Source organism: Turicimonas muris, assembly GCF_002221595.1.
GTDB lineage: Bacteria > Pseudomonadota > Gammaproteobacteria > Burkholderiales > Burkholderiaceae_F > Turicimonas > Turicimonas muris.
Genome location: NZ_NHMP01000004.1, coordinates 159,860 through 184,765, shown reverse-complemented (window position 1 = coordinate 184,765; position 24,906 = coordinate 159,860). Strand labels below are relative to the sequence as shown.

Annotated in this window: 20 protein-coding genes, 1 other RNA gene and 1 pseudogene; 18 read left to right on the top strand and 4 right to left on the bottom strand. The window is 46.5% G+C overall.

Annotated elements, in window-relative coordinates; genetic code table 11:
- Nucleotides 1-19: 19 nt before the first annotated feature.
- Nucleotides 20-1,168, bottom strand: coding sequence for an outer membrane beta-barrel protein (locus tag ADH67_RS07890; RefSeq protein WP_066595169.1), 1,149 nt, complete (start codon nucleotides 1,166-1,168; stop codon nucleotides 20-22).
- A gap of 207 nt (nucleotides 1,169-1,375) precedes the next feature.
- Between ADH67_RS07890 and rnpB the strand changes: the two genes are divergently transcribed.
- The 17 genes and pseudogenes from rnpB to lpxC all read left to right on the top strand — a co-directional run bounded on the left by rnpB (nucleotide 1,376) and on the right by lpxC (nucleotide 20,555).
- Nucleotides 1,376-1,671: RNase P RNA component class A (gene rnpB, locus ADH67_RS07885), an RNA gene on the top strand.
- 231 nt (nucleotides 1,672-1,902) lie between these two features.
- Nucleotides 1,903-2,334 (top strand): division/cell wall cluster transcriptional repressor MraZ, encoded by a 432-nt coding sequence (mraZ, locus tag ADH67_RS07880; RefSeq protein WP_066595167.1) that lies wholly within the window; start codon nucleotides 1,903-1,905, stop codon nucleotides 2,332-2,334.
- 15 nt (nucleotides 2,335-2,349) lie between these two features.
- The gene (rsmH, locus tag ADH67_RS07875; protein ID WP_066596012.1) at nucleotides 2,350-3,312 is read left to right on the top strand and encodes a 16S rRNA (cytosine(1402)-N(4))-methyltransferase RsmH; all 963 of its coding nucleotides are present in this window, start codon (nucleotides 2,350-2,352) and stop codon (nucleotides 3,310-3,312) included.
- Nucleotides 3,312-3,659: a cell division protein FtsL gene (gene ftsL / locus ADH67_RS07870; protein ID WP_066595165.1), complete on the top strand. Its 348-nt coding sequence runs from the start codon at nucleotides 3,312-3,314 to the stop codon at nucleotides 3,657-3,659. Before rsmH ends, ftsL begins: the two co-directional genes overlap by 1 nt.
- Nucleotides 3,656-5,587 carry a peptidoglycan D,D-transpeptidase FtsI family protein gene (locus ADH67_RS07865; protein ID WP_066595164.1) on the top strand — a complete coding sequence of 644 codons (1,932 nt, stop codon included), beginning with the start codon at nucleotides 3,656-3,658 and terminating at the stop codon, nucleotides 5,585-5,587. The genes ftsL and ADH67_RS07865 overlap by 4 nt, the downstream gene beginning before the upstream one ends.
- On the top strand, nucleotides 5,580-7,040 hold the full coding sequence (locus tag ADH67_RS07860; protein ID WP_066595162.1) for a UDP-N-acetylmuramoyl-L-alanyl-D-glutamate--2,6-diaminopimelate ligase: 1,461 nt from the start codon (nucleotides 5,580-5,582) through the stop codon (nucleotides 7,038-7,040). The genes ADH67_RS07865 and ADH67_RS07860 overlap by 8 nt, the downstream gene beginning before the upstream one ends.
- The gene (locus ADH67_RS07855) at nucleotides 7,033-8,394 is read left to right on the top strand and encodes a UDP-N-acetylmuramoyl-tripeptide--D-alanyl-D-alanine ligase (RefSeq protein WP_066595156.1); all 1,362 of its coding nucleotides are present in this window, start codon (nucleotides 7,033-7,035) and stop codon (nucleotides 8,392-8,394) included. Before ADH67_RS07860 ends, ADH67_RS07855 begins: the two co-directional genes overlap by 8 nt.
- A gap of 2 nt (nucleotides 8,395-8,396) precedes the next feature.
- Nucleotides 8,397-9,560 (top strand): phospho-N-acetylmuramoyl-pentapeptide-transferase, encoded by a 1,164-nt coding sequence (gene mraY, locus ADH67_RS07850; RefSeq protein ID WP_066595151.1) that lies wholly within the window; start codon nucleotides 8,397-8,399, stop codon nucleotides 9,558-9,560.
- A gap of 7 nt (nucleotides 9,561-9,567) precedes the next feature.
- Nucleotides 9,568-10,998: a UDP-N-acetylmuramoyl-L-alanine--D-glutamate ligase gene (gene murD / locus ADH67_RS07845; RefSeq protein ID WP_066595149.1), complete on the top strand. Its 1,431-nt coding sequence runs from the start codon at nucleotides 9,568-9,570 to the stop codon at nucleotides 10,996-10,998.
- Entirely contained in the window at nucleotides 10,992-12,227 is a 1,236-nt protein-coding gene (gene ftsW / locus ADH67_RS07840) for a putative lipid II flippase FtsW (protein ID WP_066595148.1), read from the top strand. Before murD ends, ftsW begins: the two co-directional genes overlap by 7 nt.
- A complete protein-coding gene (gene murG, locus ADH67_RS07835) occupies nucleotides 12,224-13,300 on the top strand; it encodes an undecaprenyldiphospho-muramoylpentapeptide beta-N-acetylglucosaminyltransferase (RefSeq protein WP_066595147.1) in 1,077 nt (358 codons plus the stop codon). Before ftsW ends, murG begins: the two co-directional genes overlap by 4 nt.
- Before the next feature lie 8 nt (nucleotides 13,301-13,308).
- On the top strand, nucleotides 13,309-14,712 hold the full coding sequence (gene murC, locus ADH67_RS07830; RefSeq protein WP_066595146.1) for a UDP-N-acetylmuramate--L-alanine ligase: 1,404 nt from the start codon (nucleotides 13,309-13,311) through the stop codon (nucleotides 14,710-14,712).
- Nucleotides 14,702-15,652, top strand: a complete 951-nt coding sequence (locus ADH67_RS07825; protein ID WP_066595145.1) for a D-alanine--D-alanine ligase — start codon at nucleotides 14,702-14,704, stop codon at nucleotides 15,650-15,652. Before murC ends, ADH67_RS07825 begins: the two co-directional genes overlap by 11 nt.
- Before the next feature lie 3 nt (nucleotides 15,653-15,655).
- Complete coding sequence (locus ADH67_RS07820; protein WP_066595143.1) at nucleotides 15,656-16,456, top strand: cell division protein FtsQ/DivIB; 801 nt, start codon at nucleotides 15,656-15,658, stop codon at nucleotides 16,454-16,456.
- Nucleotides 16,446-17,768: a cell division protein FtsA gene (ftsA, locus tag ADH67_RS07815; RefSeq protein ID WP_066595141.1), complete on the top strand. Its 1,323-nt coding sequence runs from the start codon at nucleotides 16,446-16,448 to the stop codon at nucleotides 17,766-17,768. Before ADH67_RS07820 ends, ftsA begins: the two co-directional genes overlap by 11 nt.
- A gap of 69 nt (nucleotides 17,769-17,837) precedes the next feature.
- Nucleotides 17,838-18,803 (top strand): annotated as a pseudogene (ftsZ, locus tag ADH67_RS13500) (cell division protein FtsZ); the annotation flags it as partial.
- Nucleotides 18,804-19,637: 834 nt separating this feature from the next.
- Nucleotides 19,638-20,555 carry a UDP-3-O-acyl-N-acetylglucosamine deacetylase gene (lpxC, locus tag ADH67_RS07805; RefSeq protein WP_066595136.1) on the top strand — a complete coding sequence of 306 codons (918 nt, stop codon included), beginning with the start codon at nucleotides 19,638-19,640 and terminating at the stop codon, nucleotides 20,553-20,555.
- Nucleotides 20,556-20,653: 98 nt separating this feature from the next.
- Here the strand turns inward: lpxC and ADH67_RS07800 are convergent, their stop codons facing one another.
- Both ADH67_RS07800 and purB read right to left on the bottom strand, forming a co-directional pair.
- Nucleotides 20,654-22,066 carry a DASS family sodium-coupled anion symporter gene (locus ADH67_RS07800; RefSeq protein ID WP_066595135.1) on the bottom strand — a complete coding sequence of 471 codons (1,413 nt, stop codon included), beginning with the start codon at nucleotides 22,064-22,066 and terminating at the stop codon, nucleotides 20,654-20,656.
- Nucleotides 22,067-22,122: 56 nt separating this feature from the next.
- The gene (gene purB / locus ADH67_RS07795) at nucleotides 22,123-23,469 is read right to left on the bottom strand and encodes an adenylosuccinate lyase (RefSeq protein ID WP_066595134.1); all 1,347 of its coding nucleotides are present in this window, start codon (nucleotides 23,467-23,469) and stop codon (nucleotides 22,123-22,125) included.
- A gap of 275 nt (nucleotides 23,470-23,744) precedes the next feature.
- Here purB and ADH67_RS07790 point away from each other — a divergent pair, with 275 nt between their 5' ends.
- On the top strand, nucleotides 23,745-24,491 hold the full coding sequence (locus ADH67_RS07790) for a GntR family transcriptional regulator (protein WP_066595133.1): 747 nt from the start codon (nucleotides 23,745-23,747) through the stop codon (nucleotides 24,489-24,491).
- Between the two features lie 32 nt (nucleotides 24,492-24,523).
- On the opposite strand, the gene ADH67_RS07785 is transcribed toward ADH67_RS07790, so the two are convergent.
- Entirely contained in the window at nucleotides 24,524-24,847 is a 324-nt protein-coding gene (locus ADH67_RS07785; RefSeq protein WP_143597736.1) for a hypothetical protein, read from the bottom strand.
- Between the last annotated feature and the right edge of the window lie 59 nt (nucleotides 24,848-24,906).

Here is a 24,906-nt window from a genome sequence, read left to right as displayed (position 1 = left end):
CGAAAACTTAATTCAAACCTTAAAATGTAATGCCGATCGCAGCCTTGAACGTAGCCGGAGAAGGTCTCAAAGAGTATGTTTCCCCGTAGGGGTTTCTTCCTTTGTATCGCGGAAATGCCATATCCAAACCTCCGGTTAATTGAATATGTTTGGTCAATGCAAAGGTTGCCCCAATCTGAATAACCGGAGAGAAGGCGTTCTTTCTCGAGTGCCAGCCGGGGTTCTGCTGTAAATTGTTCAGTCTGAAGAATCCTGCACCGATGCCGGCATACAAAGAAACGTCTTTGGAGGCTAAGAAATGATATTGAAGTGCCAAAGAGTATCCGGTCAATTTGTAAGAACCTATTTTTTGACCGAAATATTTAAGGTTATGTTTGCTTTGGATGACATTGGCGTCAATCGCCCAGTTTTTGGTTAAAAATACACGAGCACCAGCTGTCCAAGCGGGATTCGAGGATACGCTCGCTCCTCCGAGTCCGTTCATATCGGTTTTCTGCCAACCGCCCCCTCCGTAAAGCATGACTCTGTTATTGAATCTAGATTCTTCAGGAAGCTCGGAATTGCTGAAGCTCTTGTCGGAAAAAACTAAGTTGCCGAAGAAAAAGAAAATGTTGGCCCCGGGAACATAAGTTCCGTAGAAAGTTAAGTTATCGGTTCCGACCCCGAGCAGAGGCAGTGGAGCAGGAATCGGGACCCATCGGTAATCAGCACGAGCTGTTAAACCGAGGGTGTATCCCGTCTCCAGATGTAGAGGACTTGCGCCGAGCTTCCATCTAGCCAACCAGGCGTAGCCCATGAAAGGCTCAATAATATTGTGTGAATCGGAAAAAGCCATCGCATAAAGAATTCGGCGGTTGCCGCGTGCATCAATGTAGTTGCTGGAGATGCCTCCGCCCCATGTGTAGCCGTTTTCCTGACGTCTGTTTGGATAGTCCCACGCCGGATGAATGGTATAAGCAGGCACTAAGAGGCCTGTGTTTCCATCACGCATAATGGTTTTTAAACCGTCCCAGGTTTTAGAAAAATAACCTTCATCACTGTCGCTGACAGACGCCGGAAGCGTCTCACCGATTGCCGACCAAAAAGAATCCCATCCCGAACTAGAAGCAATCGAAGGAAACGCAACAAGAGGTAGAAGTGCAAGAAGAGCCTTTGTTTTTGTTTTCACTTGATTTCCAACAAATTTATAAGATTTTTCTACGATTTAATTCTATTGCGATTTAGAACGATTTTTTTAAATGGGCAGCAGACCGTGTATCTAGATCGTCAATAACTTGTTAAAAGCAAATGAAAATGTATCCGCAGATTTTGAAGTGAGTAATTACTTGATATCAGCTATTTGAAATTTTTGTAAAAAGCAACTAAAGTAATACCCGAAGTTTGCCGGATGATCGTAGGGCTCAGCCCTGAGGAAAGTCCGGACTCCATAGGACAGCGTAGGAGGTAACACCTCTCCGCCGTGAGGCGAGGATTAGAGCAACAGAGACGAGCCGGTTAAGTCCGGTTGAAACGGGCAATCTCTACGCGGAGCAACACCAAATAGACAGTTATTGACCCTGTCCGGCGAGACTGTGGGTAGGTGGCTCGAAATATAAGGCGACTTATATTCTAGATGAATGATCATCGCGCAATTTATTGCGGACAGAATCCGGCTTACGGCAAACTTTTCCTTCTTTTCCTGCCTCCTCTTCACGTTTTGTTTCGTTTTTTGAAAACAAAGTTCAACAAGTGGAAAAAACAATTTTTTTACGCCAAAGAAAAATCATTTTGGGAACAAAGTTTTATCTATGAATCTATATTAGTGTCCTACCGATAGGGCCGAGCGCTAAAAAGTGGGAAAAAGTGGCTAAAAAGTGGATAAAATTAGAGTTCCACGGTGTATTAATGTTTCGGAAATAAAAATTGTTCCAAGGCTCTCCTCACATTACTCTCGATTCCAAAGGGAGGTTCTCAGTGCCTGCGAGGTTTCGCAAGGCCCTGGAGGAGTTGTGCTCCGGACAACTTACTTTTACAAGACACCCTGATGGATGCGCACTTCTTTATCCTCGTCCTGTGTGGCAGAAAAAGAAAGAAGAGTTAATGGCCCTTCCTTTTGCTGCCCGCGCATTCCAAAGAATTGTTATGGGTTCAGCTATAGATGTTGAGAAGGATGCTAACGGTCGTCTGCTGATTCCGCAGGAGATCCGAAGCAGCTGCAGCTTAAACCGTAAAGAGGTTGTTTTAGTCGGTTTAGGTCAGCATTTCGAACTATGGGATGCCCAGAAGTTGGAAGAGAGCGAAGAACAAGCAAAGTCAGAGAATCTGTCCGAAATAGCAGCTGCATTTAATTTTTAAGGATTGGCTTTGGACATCGCAAAGAATTTCAAACACATTCCTGTGCTGGCTAAAGAGGTTCCTGACATTCTGGTTAGAGATCCTTCAGGCATATACGTAGACGGCACTTTCGGAAGAGGAGGACACTCAAGACTGATTCTTGAAAAACTCTCTCCAAAGGGGAAGCTGTATGCGTTTGACAGAGATGAGGCAGCGGTCAAAGCCGCCGAAGAGATATCGGATCCTCGTTTCCGGATCATTTATGCTCCTTTTGCAGAAATGAAAGAGAAGCTCATCGAGCTCGGTATTACTTCTGTCAACGGCATCCTCCTAGATATCGGTGTCTCAAGTCCTCAAATCGATGATGCAGAAAGAGGTTTTTCATTCAGATTTGACGGACCTCTCGATATGCGCATGGATACTAGTACCGGAATGACCGCAGCGGAATGGATCAATCGAGCAGCCGCTGAAGAAATAACCTCCGTCTTGAAGCTTTACGGAGAAGAAAAATTCTCCTCTAGGATCGCTGCCGCTATTTGTGAACGAAGAACTAAGGAGCCTTTTACCACAACCAAGGCTTTAGCAGATTTGATTGCGTCGGTGGTACCGAGAAATAAAAAGGATCGCGATCAGCATCCTGCAACCCGTTCTTTCCAAGGTATCCGTATTTTTATTAACGATGAACTCGGACAGTTGAGACAAGCTCTCAATGCAGCTGGTTCGCTGCTGCAGCCGGAAGGAATTTTAGAAGTCATCAGTTTTCATTCTTTGGAAGATCGCATTGTTAAACACTTCTTTGATATGTGCGCAAATCCTGACAAAGGAATTGATCCTAGATTGCCGCTGCGTGCAGAGCAGCTCCCTCAGCCTCTGTTCAGCAAAGGCAAGAAAGTCGTGCCTACAAAAGAAGAGTTAGAAATCAATCCCAGAGCTCGAAGTTCAATTCTTCGCTTTGCATCCAGAACAGGTACTCCTTGGAAGGGACTGGAGTTAACATAATGAAAGAGTTCAGGTTTTTGGTGTTTGTAATCATCTTGATCGAAGTAGGCATTTTTGCTTGCGGGCTTCGTGTTGTCTACAACCGCCATACCTATAGAACGATGTTTATTCAGCTTGAAAGAGAACAGCAGACTTACCACTCCCTGATCGATGAGTTAAATCGGGCAAAAGTGGAACTCGCCTCTTTGGAACAGCCGTCAAACATTGTGTCATCGGCGAAGTTCCAAGGACTCGCACCTGTTAATAATAACGAGGTAGTCATCATCCACCCGACCCCGTCGCTTAAAAATCCTTCTTCCAACGGGTCAGCCGGCGCGAAGCCAACTAAGGGGGCTGCCGTACCATGAAAATAATTAATAAAATCAAAGGTTGGATATCTTCTTCTCCCGAGGAAGTCAGAGGCGTAAATGACAGCGTTCAGGATCTGCTGTCTATTCGTGTTCCTGCCGGACGCGTTCGGTTTCTGTATTTCATCATTGTTCTTTCTTTTTTGATTCTGATTGGACGTTTAGCTTACCTACAGCTCGGATTCAATACCGACTTTCTTCAAAAACAGGGAGAAATGCGCTTTCAGAGAACTTTAGATGTCTCTGCCGTGCGTGGAAGAATTTTGGATAGAAACGGCGCCGTTCTGGCCTCCAGCGTTCCAGGAAAAGGTTTGTGGATTATTCCGCAGGACACCAATATTACGGAGGAACAGCTAAAAAAACTAGCCTCATTGCTGAAAGTCTCTAAACAAGAGCTCAAGAAGAAGTTTTCTTCAAAGAGAACTTTCGTTTATTTGAAGCGCCAGGTTCCTAATGATGTGGGTAATGAGGTTCTTGCATTGAATATTGCTGGTCTTCACTCCACCCGTGAATACTTAAGACAATACCCAGACGGCATTATTGCTGCTCAGATTGTCGGTTTAACCGGTATAGACGGAAACGGAGTCGAAGGTGTCGAACTTTCAGCCGATAAGCTTCTGACTGGTACAACAGGCTCCCGCCGTGTGATGAAAGATCGTCTCGGGAGAATTATCGATGACGTATGGATCAGAGAACCGCAAAATGGTGAGGATATAAGACTGACAATCGATACCAGAATTCAGTACTTGGTCTATTCTGCACTCGAGAAACAAGTTAAGGATTTAAATGCTAAAGCGGGAGCTGTTGTCGTTGCTGATACACAGACGGGAGATATTTTGGCCTTGGCTAATTATCCAAGCTTTGACCCGAATGCCAGAAGAAAGATTGGCCGTCAGGCTATCCGCAACAGAGCTATCACCGATACATATGAACCTGGTTCTACGATGAAGCCGTTCTCGGTAGCTGCTGGTCTGGAAGAAAAGAAAGTTACACCCAATACATTATTCCAAATCGGCCATCGCATGACTTTCGGACGCCGAAGTATTGGTGATTCTCACTACAGCAAAGAACTAACCGTTGCCGGAATCATTCAGCAGTCCAGTAACATAGGAACCTCAAAGATAGCTTTGCTGATGTCGCCTCAGACCATGTGGTCCTACTATGACAAGTTAGGCTTCGGGAAGGCTCCCAATATCGGGTTCCCCGGAGCTGCTCCGGGAAGATTGAGACCGGCCAAGAGCTGGCGTCCGATTGAACAGGCGACAATGTCCTACGGCCACGGCGTGACGGTTTCTTTGCTTCAACTGGTCCAAGCTTACACTGCTATTGCCAGAGAGGGCGATATGGTGCCTCTTTCTATTATGAAAGATAGAGAGCCGGCACAGCCTCAGGTGGTCTATAGTCCGAAAACGGCTAATCAAATGAAAGCTATGCTTGCTAGCGTAGTCGAAAAGGGCGGAACGGGGACGCGAGCACAGGTTGAGGGCTTCAGTGTTGCCGGCAAAACCGGAACTGCTTACAAACTCGAAGGCGGTCAGTATGTGAAGAAATATGTGGCGAGCTTTACCGGTTACGCCCCGGCTTCGAACCCGAGAATTGTAGTTGGAGTAATGATTGATGAGCCGATGAAGGGCAAACACTGGGGTTCAACTGCAGCCGCGCCGCTGTTTTCCCAGATTGTGGCGGGAACTTTAAGAATTATGGCAGTTAATCCTGATAAAGTTGTCGCTCCCAAGACAACCTACGTAAAGAATGATTCTAGACAACAGGTGAAGGACAAATCGCTCAAGACGGTTGTCCAAGGCAAAGCTAAAAAGGCCGCGTCGCAGCCTGTAAGTAATAAAACTGAGCCGGTTAAGAAGCTGCCGAGAATTCGCGCCGCTAATGACGTAGGCAAAGGACTGAAGAAGGAGACTGGCGGTGCCTGACCTTTCAGACATACTGGACTTTATAACTAGATACGCACGGGCTGAATCCAGGCTTTGCCTTGACAGTAGAATGGTCAAGTCCGGAGATGTGTTTTTTGCCGTCATGGGAGGAGCACATGACGGCCGAGATTTTATTGATATTGCTTTAAAAAACGGTGCTTCCTGTGTTGTCCGGGAGGGCCTCGGAGATTTGGAACTTCCTGACAACCAGTTAGAAGTCAGCAACCTCAGGGAAATGCTTCCTGAAATATCCGCAGCTTATTTCTGCAATCCGTCACGATCTATGGCAGGAATTGCCGTAACCGGAACAAACGGCAAAACCACAACGACTCATTGGATTTCTTATTTGTTGAGTTCTTGCGGAGTGCCTTGTGCTGTGCTCGGAACCATCGGATGCTATTTCGAAGGTAAAAAGATTCCTACTGTTTCGCTGACAACACCGGACATTCTGACCTTGGAGTCAACTCTTTCTCAGCTTAGAGATGAAGGGTGTGAGGCTTTTGCGATGGAAGCAAGTTCCATTGGTCTTGAACAGGGCCGCATGGAAGGTTTGAGCATTAGAATTGCTGCCTTTACAAATCTGACTCGTGACCATCTCGACTATCACGGGACTATGGAAAACTACGCGGCTGCCAAGGGAATTTTGTTTGACTGGCCTGAGTTGGAAAGTGCAGTGATTAATCTCGATGATGAGTATTCGCAGCGTTATATCCAGCAGATCAGAAACCGTGACGTGACTCGGATTATCTATAGCCGAAAGAAAAAAGCGGATCTCTACGCCTCTAATCTATGTCACACGGAGCATGGAATAGCATTCGATCTGCATTGGCACGATGAAGTTAAAAACATTCAGTGCAATTTTGTTGGAAACTTCAATGTCGAAAATTATCTTGCTGCCGTTGGTTGTGCTCTAGCCGCAGGAATTAATTTTGAGAAAGTCTGCGAAGCCTCTCAAAAGTTGGTCCCGCCGTCGGGACGTATGCAGATAGCGGAAGTCGGAGTCAATCCGTTAGTCGTTGTCGATTACTCTCATACTCCCGATGCGTTGGAGAAGGCGATTGAAACATTGCAGGAAGTAAAAACTCAGCGTAAAGGCAAACTCTGGGTACTAGTTGGTGCCGGAGGTGATCGTGATCCCGGTAAACGTCCTTTGATGGGACGGGTGGCAGCCACGGCCGATGAACCAATTATCACCAGCGACAATCCGAGAAGCGAAGATCCGTTAAAAATTATTGAGCAAGTGGCTTCCGGAGCAGAAAAAGTGACCAGAATTCCCGAACGCGCAGAAGCAATCCGCTTTGCAATAAAGAATGCTGCTCCTGAGGATGTCATTCTTATCGCCGGAAAAGGCCATGAGGATTATCAAGAGATAAACGGTATTAAACATCATTTCTCAGATGTGGAAGAAGCACGTAAAAACTTAATGAATAGAAAGGAAAATTTGAATGAGTGAATCTCTAATGACGATTGGTGAGTTGGCCCAGGCCTTAGGTCCGGAAGCATCCGTCAAAGGAGCCTCGGGAATTAAATTCTCCTCCGTAGAAATTGATTCAAGAAAAGTTCAGCCTAATGGGTTGTTTTTTGCCATCGAAGGCGAAAGAGACGGACATGATTTTGTTCAGGACGCTGCAGATAACGGTGCAGCGGCCGCTGTAGTTTCTCATATCGTCCCCGTTTCCATCCCGCAGGTAATAGTGCCCGACACGAGAAAGGCCCTTTTGGAATCGGCTAGTCTGTGGAGAAAGCATTTTTCTCTGCCGGTTATTGCTGTAGCGGGCAGCAACGGTAAAACCACGACAACTCAAATGATTCTGTCAATTATCAGCAACCGCTACGAACCAACACAATGGGTTGGTACATTAGGCAATCTTAATAACGATATGGGCGTGGCTCTGATGTTATGGCGACTGCGTTCTCATCACCAAGTGGCCGCTTTTGAGATTGGTATGAACCATGTTGGGGAAATGGAAGCGCTCGTTAAAGCTGTCGCACCGACAGTTTCCGTGGTTACCAATACGATGCGCGACCATCAAGAGTTTCTCTTGTCGATGGAAGATACCGCCAGAGAAAACGGATTGGTTTATGAAATGCTTCCTCCTAACGGGGTTGCTGTTATTAACGAAGCCGATCCGTACTGTAATCTTTGGCATGAACAAGCCGGTCCAAGAAGAATTGTCTCTTTTGGTACTCCATGCAGCGATGTCTCCGGTGAAAAAAACGATAAAGGGTTCCGTTTGGTAACTCCGTCAGGAGAAATCGATATCGCGCTGAATGTGTTGGGCGATCATAATATTGTTAATGCTATTTGTGCTGCTGCGGTTGAATATGCGGTTGGCCGAGATCTTTGTGACATTAAGGAGGGGTTGGAAAATTTCAGACCCGTTGCTCATCGAGGTGAAATCTTCAAACTCAAAGACGGGAGCATTCTTATTGATGACAGTTACAACGCGAATCCCGATTCCATGATTGCGGCTTTAAAAATGCTGGCGGCAAGTGATATGCCCAGCCTGGCGATTTTGGGAGATATGGGTGAGCTCGGAGTCCAAAGCGTAGATTGTCATAAAGAAATTGGAAAGTATGCTGCAGACGTTGGCATTCAAACTCTGTTCTGTACCGGCAATCGAATGATCGATGCCGTTGAAAGCTTTGGCTCGGGAGCAAAGCATTTCGAAAATAAAGAAGAACTGCTTGAAGCAGTATTAGAACTTTTAAGCAGCGGTCCTCACGCAATCCTCATAAAAGCTTCAAATTTTATGAAACTTTATAACATAGCCGCAAAACTTGAAGAAAAGGTTGGAAAGGAATAAACATGTTATTAGCTTTGTTTCAGTGGTTGGCTGACACATGTGGATGGGGATGGTTAAGAGTCTTTAACTATTTGACTTTAAGAGCAGTTTTTGCAGCTCTGACCGCTTTTTTTATCGGACTGGCTATCGGACCGAAAGTTATTCAGGAACTAAGAATCTTGAAAGTGGGTCAAGCAGTCCGCGAATACGGACCTAAAACTCACTTGGTTAAAGACGGCACACCGACGATGGGCGGCATTATTATTTTGATTGCCGTTGGATTATCTACGATTCTGTGGATGGATTTGAACAACCGTTTTGTTTGGGTTGTCCTATTCGTGACTCTTGGTCTCGGAGCCGTGGGATGGGTAGATGACTACAGAAAGGTTGTACATCACAATCCGGAAGGGATGAAATCAAGGGAAAAGTATTTCTGGCAATCTCTTATCGCCATAACGGCTTCCGTTTACTTGGCCTTTGCAGTGGCGGCTCCCGATACTTCGAGTATTTGGTCACTGGTTGGAGACTGGATTGCCAATGGGTTCGGTTCTATTCAGCTTCCAGATAGGAGCGGATTGTTGATACCGTTCCTGAAGGGCGTATCTATTCCGATTGGAATTTGGGGTTTCATTATTCTCAGTTATTTTGTCATCGTTGGAACAAGCAACGCCGTTAATTTAACTGACGGTCTGGATGGTTTAGCGATTCTGCCGAGTGCTCTGGTAAGCGTTGCTCTGGGTATCTTTGCATATGTGGTTGGCCGTGTGGACTACGCCAACTATTTGCTGTTCCCGTATGTCCCGGGAGCCGGTGAAGTTGTTGTGGTCGGAGCCGCTTTGATCGGAGCTGGTTTGGCCTTCCTTTGGTTCAATGCTTACCCTGCCCAAGTATTCATGGGCGACGTAGGAGCTTTAGCTTTGGGAGGCGCTTTAGGAACTATGGCCATCATCACCAGACAAGAATTAGTGCTCTTTATCATGGGAGGCATCTTTGTGATGGAGACTCTGTCAGTTATTCTGCAGGTCGGTTACTTCAAGCTCACCCACGGTAAAAGAATTTTCTTAATGGCGCCTCTTCATCACCATTTCGAAATGAAGGGATGGAAAGAAACTCAGGTGGTAGTTCGTTTCTGGATTATCACGATTGTATTGGTATTAATTGGTCTTTCAACTTTGAAGATTCGTTAGGATTGCTATGCAGCAAGAAAAGGCAATAGTAGTTGGCCTTGGTGCCTCCGGGATGACTGCCGTCAGATATTTGGTATCAAACGGCTGGAATGTGACTGCGTTGGATACACGAGAATGTCCGCCAAATCTAAAGGTCCTGCAGACCGAGCTTCCGCAGGTCAAGTTTATTGGCGGAGATTTAAACGATGTTCAGTTAACCGATGAGTCACTGCTTGTCCTCTCTCCGGGTATTTCTCCGTATTTCTCGGCTATAGCGCCGCTTGTTTCCGCAGCGAAAGCAAAAGAAATTGATGTTGTCGGAGAAATCGAACTGTTTGCCCGACACTTGGCAAAGATTAAGGAAGAAACCGGTTACGCTCCTAAGGTAATTGGAATTACCGGCACTAACGGCAAGACTACGACGACCATGCTTAGTTCTCATATCGTCAGCGAAAGCGGACATAGTGTCTGCTTTGCCGGCAATGTCGGTCCTAATGCTCTGGCTGAAATAACTCGCTTGGAAAAAGAGCATAGGCTGCCGGACTATTGGGTATTAGAGCTCTCGAGCTTCCAGCTAGAGACGACTTCTTCCTTAAGATGTGATGCAGCAGCCCTTCTTAACGTAACGGAAGACCACCTGGACTGGCATGGATCGATGGCAGCTTATGCCGCTGCCAAAGCCAAGATTTTTTCGGAAGAGACGATTCGCGTTTTAAACCGTGACGATTCTGTGTCGATTAGTTTTGGTCGGGCAGTAAATCCTTCTTTAGTCCGTACATTCGGTTTGAACGCTCTGGAAAACAAAGGCGACTTCGGTATTGAACAATTTGGTGCTTTCCCCTGGCTTTCTTACGAGGATGAAGAAGGAGAAGTTTTAAATATCATTCCGGCAAATTCTCTCTTGATTCGGGGAAATCACAATAAGGCCAACGCATTGGCTGCGGCTGCTTTAACTTTATCTACGGGTATTGAACTCTCGGATCTTCAGAAGGCACTGCTGACTTACAGAGGTGAGCCACACCGAGTTCAGACGGTTCTAACTTCAAGAGACATTGAATATATTGATGATTCCAAAGGTACCAATGTCGGAGCCACCGCGGCAGCTCTTGAAGGTTTTGGGAACAGAAAAGTCGTCATTATTCTTGGCGGGGATGGAAAAGGCCAGGATTTCACTCCTCTGATGAAGCCGGTTCAAGAACATTGCCGTGCAGTTGTTTTGATTGGTAGAGATGCTCCTCAGATTAAAGAGGTGCTAGCTGAGGTGGATATTCCGAAGATTCTCGCCAAAGATATGAAAGAAGCAGTAACGGCGTGTCGGCAAAATGCCCGAGAAGGTGATGTGATTTTGTTGTCGCCGGCTTGCGCCAGCTGGGACATGTTCAGAGACTACGCCGATCGTTCGCAACAATTTATTGATTGCGCCAAGCAAATTGCAGAAGATGAAGGAACTTTGTGCTGAAGTATTTTAGAAAAGGAGAAGGCGATCTCCAGATCAACACAACGGAGGGAGACGCCAGTGAGGCTGCGATTCCTTACGCACCGAGCCGATCGATGACAGGTATTTCTCCTGATTGGGGAGTGCTGTTTGTTGTCTTCAGTTTAGTGCTTATCGGAACATTGATGGTTTTTTCAGCATCGATCTCTCTGTCAGATTCTCCTAAGTATAAAGTTGCCGTTGATGCTTTCCTCGTCAAGCATGCCATTTCCTTAGGAGTTGCTGCCGTGGTTGCAGTGATTGTCACCACAATCCCGATGAAAGTCTGGAAGCAGTTCTCGCCCCTTATCTTCTTCTTAGGCTTTGTTTTGCTGATTGTCGTGCTGATTCCTGGGATTGGTAAGAACGTCAACGGCTCTTATCGTTGGATTCAAGTCGGGCCTTTCCAACTTCAGGCAACGGAATTCATGAAAGTTGCGGCCCTTCTGTTTGCCGCCAATTTTACGGTTCGTAAGCAGAACTTTATGCATAGCTTCAAGAAAGGTTTTCTGCCGATGGGGATCGTTATCGGTTTGGTTGGTTTGCTTGTGCTGCTGGAGCCTGACCTGGGTGCGCTGATTATGATTGTGTGTATCTCGATGGGAATTCTTTTTTTAGGAGGAATCAATTTCGGGATCTTCATCGGCATCTTTGTGGTGTTGATCAGTATTTTTATCGGCGTTATTTTGACGTCTCCATGGCGTATGGCTCGCATCTTTGCCTACTTGGATCCTTGGTCAGCCGACCATGCGCTCGGTAAGTCTTATCAGCTTTCTCACTCATTGATCGCTTTCGGCCGCGGAGAGATGTTCGGAGTGGGTCTGGGAGATGCCATTGAAAAACAAAATTATCTGCCGGAAGCTCACACGGACTTTATTTTGGCCATTATCGGGGAGGAACTGGGTTTCGTCGGTGTTTTAGTAGTCCTTGCACTCTTCCTTTGGCTCGTTAAAAGAGCCTTCGAAATCGGCCGAAAAGCTATATTGTTGAAACACTTTTTCTCGGGGCTTGTTGCACAGGGCATTGCCATTTGGTTTGGTGTACAGGCCTTTATCAATGTCGGCGTGGCAAGCGGGCTGCTTCCGACTAAGGGGCTGACTCTTCCATTTGTCAGCTACGGAGGTTCGGCACTTTTAGCATGTTTAGCGGCTGCTGCTTTGCTGCTTCGGGTCGATTACGAAAATAAACTTACAATGCGTGGGGGAATGGTATGAAGAAGCATTTAGTTATAGCGGCTGCGGGTACTGGAGGTCACGTGATGCCCGGTATTGCCGTGGCTAAGATCATGATCTCGCGCGGTTGGGAGGTTTCATGGATTGGGACAAGGACCGGAATGGAAAAACGTCTTGTCGAAAGACATGGAATTCCCTTTACAGCACTGGATTTTGAAGGCTTGAGAGGAAAAGGTATTAAAACCTTTCTATTCGGCGGAGTTAAGCTTCTTTCATCGATCTTCCAATCCAAAAAGTATTTGACTGAAGTCAAAGCAGATGCCGTTTTCTCCACTGGCGGGTATATTGCAGTGCCTGTGTGTTTAGGAGCCGGGCTAAAAGGTATCCCTTATGTTTTAATGAACAGTGATGCGGATCCGCTTCTCAGCATTAAGATGATTCAAGGCAATGCGAGCGGTGTGATGTGCGGCTTTGACGGCAAAGCTGCAAAGGAAGCCGGAAAACGTGCAGTCGTGACGGGCAATCCAGTCAGAAAAGAAATCGTCTCTCTACCATCTCCTGAAGAAAGATACGCGGGCAGGACGGGCCGGTTGAATCTTTTGATCTTCGGGGGCTCTTTAGGAGCACGTGTTTTCAATGAAAATGCTCCGAAGGCAATTGCTTTGGTACGGGAAAACGTCAGACCGGCGGTCGTCCATCAATGCGGAGTTAATGACTTGGAGAAGGTCAAAAATCTCTATAAGGAGCTCGGAGTTGAGGCTGAAGTCGTCCCCTTCATTGATGACATGGCCGCGGCCTACATGAAAGCAGACGTAGTGCTGGCCAGGGCGGGGGCAATTTCCGTCTCTGAGTTAATGGTAGCCGGTGTTCCTGCTATATTAGTGCCCCTTGTGGTTAAAACTACCTCTCATCAAGTTGGAAATGCCAAGTACATGCAGGATGCGGGTGCATCCATTTACTTGCCGCAAACAGAATTGACGCCTTCAAAACTGGCTGAGATTATTGGAAGCCTCAACAGAGAGAAGTTATTGGAAATGGCTAAGAAAGCCAAAGGGCTCGGAAAGCCGAACGCGGCAACCACAGTTGCGGATTTTATTGAACATATTACTGATTAGGAAAAGGCATGTTTGCAGTCAAACGGCTACATTTTGTAGGCATTGGTGGAACCGGAATGAACGGTATTGCTGAGGTTTTGTTAAACCTTGGTTATGAAGTGTCCGGATCGGATTTGAAGGCCAATGCGGCGACAGAACGTTTAGAAAGATTAGGTGCCCGGATTTTTTATAACCATTCTGGAGATCACGTCGGTGATGCTGATGTAGTTGTTATTTCCAGTGCCGTCCACGGAGACAATCCTGAAGTTGTCTATGCCAAAGAAAACAATATTCCGGTGGTTCCCCGCGCCATTATGCTTGCCGAGCTGATGAGACTGCGCAACGGAATTGCTATTGCCGGAACACATGGAAAAACAACAACAACTTCTTTGGTTACCTCCATTCTCAAGACAGCAGGATTTGATCCGACTTTTGTGATTGGAGGTAGATTGAATGCTGCCGGTTCCAATGCAAAATTAGGGAAGGGGCAGTTCATCGTGGCCGAAGCTGATGAGTCTGACGCTTCTTTCTTGTATCTCACACCCGTAGTAGCCGTTGTAACCAATATTGATGCCGACCATATGGATACTTACGGCCATGACATCAATAAACTGAAACAGGCTTTTGTTGATTTCACAATGCGTCTGCCTTTCTATGGAAAGGCCGTTGTTTGCGTTGAGAACGACAACGTTCGTTCTATTTTGCCGAAGATTTCTAAACCGGTCATTACTTATGGATTCGGAGAGGATGCTCAGATTCGCGCCACCAATATCCGTGCCGAAGGCACCCAGATGAAATTTACGGTGGAAACTTCTAAGTTCCCTGTAAAACCGTTTGAAATTCAATTGAACCTTCCGGGAATGCATAACGTTCTGAATGCTCTTGCCGCAATTGGTGTTTCTCTTTCCGTGGAGGCTCCGGTTAAGGCTATTCAGCAGGCATTGACAGAATTTACTGGCGTGGGAAGAAGGTTTTCTATTTGGGGAGAAGCAACGACCAAAGAAGGAAAGAAATATTTGGTGGTTGATGATTATGGTCATCATCCGGCTGAGATGGCGGCAACGATTAAGGCTGCTCGCGGAGCCTATCCGGGTAAAGAGCTTGTTTTGGCGTTCCAGCCACATCGCTATTCCCGAACACGCGATTGTTTCGAAGATCTCGTACGAGTGCTCTCAACAGTCGATAAGCTGATTCTTGGTGAAGTTTATCCGGCAGGGGAAGAACCGATTGTTGGTGCCGACAGTCGCAGCCTTTGCAGAGCTATCAGAGTGGCAGGAAAGGTAGAGCCTATTTTTGCCGCCAATCTTGAAGAAGTAGAAGAACAAATTGAAATGCACGTGTCCAATGACAGCGTTTTGCTAGTGATGGGCGCCGGCAGTATTGGAGGTATCCCGTCTAAATTAATGGCTAAAGGAAAGAATTATGGCAAGTAAAGAAAAAAAATTAGGCAGAGTTGTTGTTGTCATGGGCGGAACGTCTGCAGAAAGAGAAGTCTCTTTAATGAGCGGGTCGGGCGTACTTAAAGCATTACGCGATGCCAGAGTCGATGCAGAGGTTTTTGATCCTCAGGTGCAGGACATAGAAGAGCTTGTCAGCAAGGACTATGACAGGGCCTTCCTCATTCTTCACGGAAAGGGCGGGGAAGATGGCGTGATCCAAGGTTTAATGGAATATATCAAGCTCCCCTATACAGGAAGCGGCGTGTTTGCTTCTGCTATCAGCATTGATAAAGTTATGACCAAGAAGGTTTGGGAGTCAATCGGCATCCCTGTACCGAGAGGAACAACCGTAACCGCTGACAGCAACATGGCTGAAATCATTCGTTTGCTCGGTAAAAACCTGATTGTGAAGCCGAGCAAAGAAGGTTCCAGCATTGGTCTTTACCGTATCAATGACGCGACTCCGGAATCTCTTTCAGAGGCCTTGAGAAAGGCTACGGAAGACGGCATGCAGGTAATGGTCGAAGAGCTTGTGATCGGCAGAGAGCTTACTGTTGCAGTGTTAGATAAACATGACGGGCAAGGCCTTAAGGCGCTGCCGATTATTGAAATCGTGGCTCCTAAGGGCGATTATGACTACGAACATAAGTACTTCTCGGATGAGACTCAGTACATTTGCCCTGCCGCAGTCAGCAATGATGTCAGAGACGCGATTTTGGCAGCGGTAGAAAAAGCAGCTGCAGTCTTGGGAATCCAAGGATGGTCAAGAGTAGATGTCATGCTCAGACCTGACGGTAGTTTTGTTCTTTTAGAGATCAATACGGCACCGGGAATGACGCCGCACTCACTTGTGCCTTTAGCAGCTAAGACCGACGGTCTCAGCTATCAGGAATTGGTCTGCCTTGTAGCAGAAGGGGCTGCACTAAAGGGTTAGTGGATGTCCAAGTGGAGTGATAAAACTTTTAATTTCCTGACGGATTTCGTCTCGATTTTAATCATCCTCGTACTGTTGGTTTTTGCCGCCTGGTGGGCAATCCAGAAACCGGTTTTTTGGTTAAGGGGAATCGATGTTGTGGTTCACGGCAATCAAGAAGCCATCACGGCCCCCGTTGTTGCAGAAAAATTAAAAGGCAAGATCAGCGGAACTTTTTTTACGGTCGATATTTCGAAGATCCGAGATACTTTGAAAGAGATTCCTTGGGTAAAGGATGTATCCGTAAAGAGAGAGTGGCCGAATCGGCTGAAGATCTTCTTGTATCTTCATAAGCCGGTTGCGCTGTGGGGAGAACAAGAGGTTTTGTCGCAAGATGGTGTAATTTTTGAAGAAAACCAGGCGGTAGCAGAAAGCGAAGGAGAACTTCCGCATATTTACGGACCGCCTGAGCTAAGTGCAAAAATTTACCAGCAGTACTTAGATTTCGACAAAATCTGCCAACCTAGAGAATTGAAGATTGTGTCTCTGACGCTGACTCCGATGAGCGGTTGGTTTCTTGTTTTCAAGAATTCCGAAAGCAAGACTGTTGAAGTTGTTTTTAAAGGGAGCGATACAAATCAGGCTATGAGTCTGAGGCTGGAGAGAATACTGAACATGATGCCTCAGATGAAGGACCATTTGGGGACGCATCCGCGAAAAATTGACGCAAGATATACAAAAGGCGTAGCTGTTCAACGTCCGGAAATAGAACCTGAACCGGACGATTCAGACGTATTGGAAACGGAGATAAAAGATGCCAAGTAAGGCAGATGACTTAATAGCCGCGTTGGACATAGGTTCTTCTAAGATTGCCTGTGCAATTGCCCAACCGTTATCCGACAGAACTTATCGCATTGTTGGAATGGGAGTGTGCGGCAGTGTCGGCGTAAGAGAAGGTGTGGTTGTTGAAATTAATCCTTTAGTCGATGCTATTCGACAAACAGTAGAAGAAGCTGAAAAGTCTGCCGATGTGAATATATCGAGAGTGGCTGCGGGCATTTCAGGTACCCATATCATGTCAGACAATGTCCATATGACGGTCGTGACGCGCAGAGGCGAGATTGAACAGTCTGACGTGGATGAAATCTTCAGAAACGTTCAGCAAACTAGTTTGCCGCCGTCAATGCGGTATCTCCAAGTTCTGGCCGAGGAGTATGCTATTGATTTTAAATGGGGATATCACCGTCCGGTCGGTATGGACGGCAATCGTTTGGATGCCAAACTGCATGTAATTACGGCTCAGACCTCTCCTTGCCAGAACATTGGTAAGGCAATTCGAAGAAGCGGTCTGGAGCTCATCGAAAGCCGTTTGAACTTTAATCCGCTGAGTTCTGCTTCTGCTGTTCTTACACAAGAAGAAAAGAATCTTGGTGTGATTTTGATCGACCTTGGGGCTGAGTTAACCGAGGTTGCGGTTTATTACGGCAATGCTGTCCAGTACACGGCGGTATTTCCAGGAGGCGGAGAGTCTTTGACTAATGAGATTTCTATCAAGACGCAATTGTCCAAAATCGATGCAGAAAATCTCAAAGTATCTATGGGGCACGTCCGTTTTGACCCGCATTGCGACAAAAACGATTCTTATGATTTACCGTCTTACGCAGGGTTTGCGCATGAACATAACCGAGTGTTGACAAGACAAGCTCTCTCGGGAATTATTGATATGAAATTGCGCGACATTCTTGAGGCGATTTACAACCGTCTGCGAGATAAGAACCTTCGTCACTTGATTTCTTACGGCGTGGTTCTGACCGGCGGCGGTGCACAGCTCAAGGGTATAGAAAGGCTGGTAAGAGAAGTGTTCAGCGGATATATGGCTGGCGGATATATCAATGTTCGAATCGGTTATCCGATTATTGAGTACGAAACAAATATTTTTTATTCACCTAATAAATTCTCAACGGAGACACTGCCTGAGAAACTAGCGGGAGTTTCATCTCCCGAATATGCCACTTTATTTGGTTATCTGGCCGACGAAACTGCCAGATATTACGGAGGAGGCGGAGCGCCACGGAAGAAGGGCGGGCTTACAACGGTAAAAAATATGTTGAAAAGCTGGTTTACAGGAAACTTTTAGGAAATTCATTTTCCTAATAGAATTAAGAAGTTTTAATGTGGGTAAAGCCGCATAAATTTGGAGTAGCAGATGGCGTTTGAAATGATGGAAAACGGCGAAAGCGGTGCACTGATTAAGGTAATTGGTGTCGGCGGAGCCGGTGGCAATGTAATTAACAATATGATCCGTAAGCAGGTCAAAGGCAATGTGGTGTTCATTGCTGCTAATACGGATCGACAGGCCTTATCCCAAAGTGAAGCAGAAGTACAAATCCAACTTGGGCACACTGGTTTAGGTGCCGGCAGTAAACCGGAAGTCGGCCAGCAGGCAGCCAATGAAGCTCGCGAAGAAATTGCCGACGCTTTGCGCGGCGCAAACATGGTTTTTATTACAGCCGGAATGGGCGGCGGTACAGGAACCGGTGCAGCTTCAATTGTGGCCGAAGTGGCTCAAGAATTGGGCATTCTTACCGTTGCCGTTGTTACCAAGCCGTTCTCTTTTGAAGGCAACCGCCGCATGAGAAATGCTGAGGCTGGTATTAAAGCTTTGAAGGCTCGCGTACATTCCTTGATCATTATTCTTAACGACAAGCTCGAAATGGAGCTTGGTGAGGACGCCACCATCGGGGAATGTTTTGCCCGTGCTGATGAAGTTCTGTACAACGCCGTGGCCGGTATTTCCGAAATTATTCAGGCTCCTGGCTTGGTCAATGCCGACTTCGAAGACGTTCGAACTGTTATGAGCGAACGAGGTACCGCCATGATGGGATCCGCAGAAGCTGAAGGTCAAGACAGGGCACTCCAGGCAGCTTCTCAAGCCATCAGCTGCCCGCTGCTTGAAGAGTTTGATGTTAAGGGTGCGCGCGGTGTACTGGTCAACATTTCGGGCAGCCAGGCTGTCAAGATGTCTGAAATCCGTATGGCCATGGAAACTGTGCGCAACTTCGCTGATCCTGATGCCAATATTGTGTTCGGCAGTGTTTATGACGATTCTCTCGGAGATAAGATTCGCGTTACCGTTATTGCTACAGGCTTGGATCAGGATTCTATCGATCCTAGCTATACCATCCCAACTCCTCAGCCGACAGCTGCTCCTCAGAACCAGGCAGCCGGCTTATGGAAGCCGCAGGCCCATACTGATCCGATTCCTCCTGCAGCCATGGGAGTTGACCTCTTTGGTCAGCCAGAGAAACCTGCAAAACCGGTTAAAGAGCCTCAGCCAGTTGTCCAGGAAACTTCGGTTAATCCGTTCGAAATCAGAAATCCTACCGGATTTTCGAATCCGTTAAAACAGCAGCCGTCTGCCCCTTTCTCCACCCCTGAAATCAGAGAATCGGTTCAACAGCCGGCGCCTGTGCAGGTCGAAGAAATCGCTGAAGTCAGAGTCAATGTTATGCCAGAACCAAAGCAAGTGGTTCAGCCTATTCAGCAACCTGCAGCTGCGCCCCAGTCGAATGCACCGAGCTTTGTTTCTCAATTTTCTCAGACGCAGGCTTCTGCTTCTCAGCCGGTTCAGCCGGAACCGCAAGTTCAGAGAGCCGCTGAGCCGCGCCCTCCTCAACATCCTCAGCAGGATCAAGGAGCTCATAGCCCTTTTGGGGCGGCTGGAGCATTTTCAAGACCAATCGCACAACCCGATGACAGCTTCCAAGTGCCTCCAGCACGCAAAGACAATACAATTTTCGGCATGATGAACAGCGGTATGGGCTTCAACCAAGGGGGTTTTGCCAGTTTGAATCCTCGTAATGGACAAGGCAGCGGACTATGGTCTAACAACGCTTCTGTTTCTAATACAGCCGAACAGGCCCAGCAGGAAGAAGAAAAGCCGCAGTTCGAACATGAAATCCCGGCCTTTCTTAGAAAGAAGAACTAATCCAAGGAACCGAATTCAGTGATTAGACAGAGAACGATTAAAAAAGCTTTTGAAACTGTCGGTATCGGCTTGCATTCCGGACGCAAAGTTAAATTAGCCTTGCGCCCGGCCCCTGTCGATACCGGGATTGTTTTCCGAAGAATTGACTTGAATCCGCCGGTTGCAATTAAAGCCGAACCGGAAAGAGTCAACGATACCCGTATGGCAACGACTCTGGATAAAGGCCAAGCCAAGATTGCGACGATTGAGCATCTTATGAGTGCTTTATCCGGACTTGGCATTGACAACTGCTACGTAGAAGTTGACGGTGCTGAGGTTCCAATCATGGACGGTTCCGGTGCATCCTTTGTTTTCTTGATTAAAGCGGCAGGCGTTGAAGAACAAGACGCACCAAGGAAATTTGTTCGTGTTAAAAAGTCAATTGAAATTCACGCCGGCGATAAGTGGGCATCTTTAGAACCGTTTAACGGTTATAAGCTGTCCTTTGCCATTGATTTCGGTCATCCCGCTATTGATGCAACAGCACAGTTTGTTGAAGTTGACTTTGACAACCATACCTATATCAACGATGTCGCCAAAGCCCGGACTTTTGGATTCGTCAATGATTTGGAAATGCTCCGCTCGTATGGGCTGGCTCAGGGGGGTACATTAGATAACGCCGTGGTGATGGATGACTATCACGTCCTTAATCCGGACGGCCTTCGTTCCAATGATGAGTTTGCCAAACATAAGCTCCTTGACGCCATGGGAGATCTTTATGTTTTAGGCCATCCTCTCGTTGCTCATTACAAGGCCTTCAAGTCCGGTCATGATTTGAACAATAAGCTTCTCAGGAAACTGTTGTCTGAACCGGACAGCTGGGAATTCGTGACTTTTGAAGATAGCTCAAAGGCCCCTTCTGCCTTTACCAACGCACTTGTTATTCCAAGTATCTGATCATTTGTTCTTCTGATACTTTTCAAAAGGACTTTAGACGCCAAAAACAAAGGGGATGCCTGATGGCATCCTCTGCGATTTTTAGGTTGGTTCTAGCCTTAATAGAGGCCGATAAGTTTCCACCAAAGCATGCCGCTGGCAAAAACAATCAGAACGTTAATGGTCACCAGTACAAAGTTGATGCCGTAAAACCGAGGTCTTTCAAAGTAGCCCTGGCCGTAATAGATCGGGCCTGGTCCGCCGGCGTATTCGGTGATTCCCCACATAAAGTTCGAGAAGATTGCAAAACAGATTGCAACCATCATCGGAGGGGCGCCTGCGCCGATCGCAACCATAGAGAACGGAACGTACATGGCTGCAACATGGCCTGATGCAGTGGCAAAGACATAGTGAAGGTAGATGTACAGGAAGCCGAGAAGGATGAACGCAACCATCCAGTCCATGCCTGTGAGCATGGAAGCAAATCCTGCGCTCATCCATTTAATAAAGCCTAAAGAGGTAAGACCGGTTGCTAAGGAAATAATGATGCCGAACCAAACTACGGTGTCCCAAGCTGCTTTATCGTTTAAAACGTCTTTCCAATTAACTGCTCCGGTCGCAAACAAGAAAGCAGCAAGAGTGATAGCGATGGCATTGGCGTTGTAACCAGTCCACATCGTCGTTCCCCAACCTAATAACGCGATGATGAAACCGAGAGCAACTTTCTTTTCTTGCGAGGACATGGGACCCATTGCAAAAAGCTGTTCTTTGCCCATGACTTTGGCTTCGGGAGTTTTTTTTAAGCCGGGATCGAGAATCTTGTAAGAAAGAAGAGGCATCACGAAGAAACAAATCATGGATGGCACAACGGCAGCCCAGAACCATCCAATCCAAGAGAGCTCGAGGCCCAGACCTTCTTTAGCAAGTGTCGCGCACAATGGATTCGCAGCCATACCAGTCATGAACATAGCGCCGGTGATCGGTGTGAACTGAAAGCAGGTCATGGTTAAGAACTCACCGAGCCGTTTCTGCTTCGGACCTGGTTCACTGTCGAGCACTTGGTTAATAGACTTTGAAATTGGCAGAATGATACCGCCGGAACGGGCTGTCACACTCGGCATAGCAGGCGCTAAGAACAAATCTGCCAGGCCCAGAGAGTAAGCGATGCCAAGTGAAGAACCGCCGAATAAAGAAAGCGTCTTGTAGGCAATGCGTCGGCCGAGTCCAGACTGGACAAAGCCTAAAGACAGAACATAAGCGGCAAAAATCATCCATACTGTGCCGGAGGCAAACCCGGATAAAGCCGCTTTGAAAGTCAGCGTATTTGTAAAAATACAGACCGCCAAAGAAATGAACATAATAGCGCCTGAAGGAAGCGGAGCGCAAAGAATACCGACAATAGTTGCAACAAAGATGGCAAACATATACCAAGCTTCAGGTTTTAGGCCTTCCGGTACCGGATATAACCATATGAGTAAACAGACGAGGACAGGAGTTACCGCCTGCCACAGCTTGATTGAACGTTGAGGCATACAAATACCTTTGAATTGAGATTCGGCTGCATATACCGCAGCCGGATGAAAGGAAATTATTTGGAATACTTGGCAAGAACTCGATCGACGAATTCCGGAGCTAATCCGATGTAAGAGTGAGGATTGAGCATGTGATCAATTTCCTCTTCCGTAAATTCTTCCTTGACTGCCGGAGTATTCATCAGCACATCTTTGAACGGAATTTCTTTTTCGTAAGCTTCCATGGCGCCTTTGTAGATGATTTCATGCGCAGTCATGCGGCCAAGACGCGGAGCCATATGCATCATGACGCATTCACTCATCATGAGGCCTTTTTGTTTGAAAAGATTTCGTTCCATGTGCTGCTCATAAACAATCAAGTTTTTGAGAATGTTCTTGGACTTTTCGAGAGCAGCTGCCATCAAGTGACAGGCGCGCGGAATGGCTTCCCATTCGGACAGGAAGCAACCCCAGTCTCTTTCATTTTCACTAATCATCGATTCAACGATAGATGGTGCTATAGAGCGGACGTTGCGAAGAAGAGCTAAAACGTTTTCAAGAACGGCAGGATTGCGTTTGTGGGGCATCGTAGAGGAACCGACTTTGCCCATGAAGAAAGGCTCTTCAAGTTCGAGAATTTCTGTTCTCTGAAGAGTCAGAATCTCATGGATGATGCGGCCGAGAGTTCCGGCACAAAGAGCTAAAACGGAAACAAACTCTGCCTGATTATCTCGAGCAACGTGCCATGCAATTGTAGGAACATTGAGACCGAGAATTTCCATCATTCTCTTCTGCACTGCAAGTCCGTGTTCGGGCTGGGAAGCTAGAGTCCCAACGGCCCCAGCCATTTCACCAACAAAAACTCGGTCTTGGATCTGTTCTAAGCGTTCGATATCACGTCCGAGCTCATCTACCCAGATTGCGGCTTTGTAGCCGAAAGTAATCGGAAGAGCGTGTACGACGTGAGTTCTGCCGGACATAACGGTGTTGCGGTGCTTTTTGGCAAGGTCTAAACAATATTCTTGGCAAAGCTTCATATCACGAAGGATGATTTCATAGGCATCTTTTTCAAGAAGAACAATACCTGTGTCAACAATGTCTTGGCTGGTCGCGCCCCAGTGAACGAACTCTCCTGCATTGTCAGGAAGGACTTTCTTGAAGGCTTTCAGTAAAGGAACAATAGTGATGGAGCTTTTATAGAACTCTCCGATTGAAGGAATATCCAGAAGCTCGGCTTTGGCGTATTTCTGGATGATGTCAGCTTTGTCTTTTGGGATAATTCCGAGTTCGCCTTGAGCCTTTGCAAGAGCGGCTTCGGTGTCAAGCCATTTTTGAACCCAGGCTTCGTCACTCAGAGTTTTCCTCATTTCATCGGTGCTGAACATGCATCCATGGATTTGGCTGTCGATAGCGGTAGAAGGCACTTTAATCTCCTGTGGAAACTTAACAATGAATGTGCTTTGGTCATTGTGCTGGAGATAGAATATGTACGTACAAAAGAATGAATTTGTTTTGATACTGATCAAACTTTTCCGAGGTTAAGGTTTATTTTCTTTTTAAAAATTAAATAGTTGTGATATGTTGGCAAACAAATAAGACATATTATGTCGGCAACAAATAGAAGAAGCCTTCTCTCCCAGCGAGATCTCTAAAAATGGATATGGTTTCGTGACTATTTCATTCCTACAAAAGAGGCATCATGAGAAAAAAATTGTGGCAGGAAGTCTCGGAAAAGCTGGTTGCTAAGATTACAAGCGGTGATTGGCCTGTGGGCTCGATCATCCCGGGAGAGATTGAGCTCGCCGAGCAGCTCTCAGTCAGTCGGGATACAGTTAGGAAAGCGCTGGATGCCTTGGTAAAAGCAGAATTGGTTGAGAGGCGTCCACATATTGGAACTCGAGTTAAAAGCAAAGTCCAAAACGGTAAATTTCTTCATGAACTCTCTGATATTCGTGCGATTGACTACTACGGTAATCAATTTCCGCGGCTTATAGAAGCGACGGAGGATGTGATCGTAACAAAAGAGCTCTCTGAACAGCTCTGTTTAACCGAAAATGAGCCATGGGTCCGATTTAAAAATATTCGCGTGGCCGATAAAAACTTAAATGAGCCGGTGGTTGTAACCTATGTTTACGTCAGAAAAAGCATGGCCTATGTGGCTGAAGAAGCTAAAAGACATCCGAGGGAACTTATTGTTTCTTTGATTGAAGGTTTTCTAGACATTGAATGTGCGGAAGTAAGGCAAACTTTTTCGGCGGTCGTGATGAGCCCTGACGTAGCCGAGCACTTCAATTCGAAACCAGGAGTTCCCGCTTTGAAGATTGTTCGATGCTATTTGGACCGGGAAGGAAATACCATAACTGCCTCTGAATCTTTTCATCCCGCAGAACGTTTTGCCTTCACTGTCGTTAATCGCAAAAAGCATTCTTTTGGCTTTTTGTCATGATTTCTTGAAATTGAAAATCAAGGAGGATGCTTTCACTGCTTGAGTTGCACAACTTTGCCTATGACTTTTAAGGTTGTAATTCCGTTTAGCATCAATGCATTTTCTACTTCCGGCTTGATCGACGCAAATTTCGTGAGAAAAGCAGGGTGAGGAAAGAGAACATTTAAAACGAGAACATTCTCGTAAGCGAAGTTTGGATCTTCGTTTGGGTCGATATCGTAAGGATTATTGTCTTTTTTTCTAACGGTCTCCTGAGTCAGAAAACACTGAGCTCCGGTGATCTCCATACCCAAATTCATTTGTTTGAAAATAGGGTTGATAATGCGCGCGATTCTGTTGGCTAATTCAGCATTCATGACCGCAACTCCAATAGGAGTTCTCTTCAATCTGTCATAGGCAGAAATTTTTCTTTTTG

What these genes read in the sequence shown, in the direction of transcription:
- ADH67_RS07855 (WP_066595156.1), top strand. Translation starts at nt 7,033, where the DNA reads ATGAGTGAATCTCTAATGACGATTGGTGAGTTGGCCCAGGCCTTAGGT.
- ADH67_RS07800 (WP_066595135.1), bottom strand. Translation starts at nt 22,066, where the DNA reads ATGCCTCAACGTTCAATCAAGCTGTGGCAGGCGGTAACTCCTGTCCTC.
- ADH67_RS07790 (WP_066595133.1), top strand. Translation starts at nt 23,745, where the DNA reads ATGAGAAAAAAATTGTGGCAGGAAGTCTCGGAAAAGCTGGTTGCTAAG.
- murD (WP_066595149.1), top strand. Translation starts at nt 9,568, where the DNA reads ATGCAGCAAGAAAAGGCAATAGTAGTTGGCCTTGGTGCCTCCGGGATG.
- murC (WP_066595146.1), top strand. Translation starts at nt 13,309, where the DNA reads ATGTTTGCAGTCAAACGGCTACATTTTGTAGGCATTGGTGGAACCGGA.
- murG (WP_066595147.1), top strand. Translation starts at nt 12,224, where the DNA reads ATGAAGAAGCATTTAGTTATAGCGGCTGCGGGTACTGGAGGTCACGTG.
- ftsA (WP_066595141.1), top strand. Translation starts at nt 16,446, where the DNA reads ATGCCAAGTAAGGCAGATGACTTAATAGCCGCGTTGGACATAGGTTCT.
- ADH67_RS07865 (WP_066595164.1), top strand. Translation starts at nt 3,656, where the DNA reads ATGAAAATAATTAATAAAATCAAAGGTTGGATATCTTCTTCTCCCGAG.
- ADH67_RS07820 (WP_066595143.1), top strand. Translation starts at nt 15,656, where the DNA reads ATGTCCAAGTGGAGTGATAAAACTTTTAATTTCCTGACGGATTTCGTC.
- mraY (WP_066595151.1), top strand. Translation starts at nt 8,397, where the DNA reads ATGTTATTAGCTTTGTTTCAGTGGTTGGCTGACACATGTGGATGGGGA.
- ftsL (WP_066595165.1), top strand. Translation starts at nt 3,312, where the DNA reads ATGAAAGAGTTCAGGTTTTTGGTGTTTGTAATCATCTTGATCGAAGTA.
- ADH67_RS07825 (WP_066595145.1), top strand. Translation starts at nt 14,702, where the DNA reads ATGGCAAGTAAAGAAAAAAAATTAGGCAGAGTTGTTGTTGTCATGGGC.
- ADH67_RS07785 (WP_143597736.1), bottom strand. Translation starts at nt 24,847, where the DNA reads ATGAATGCTGAATTAGCCAACAGAATCGCGCGCATTATCAACCCTATT.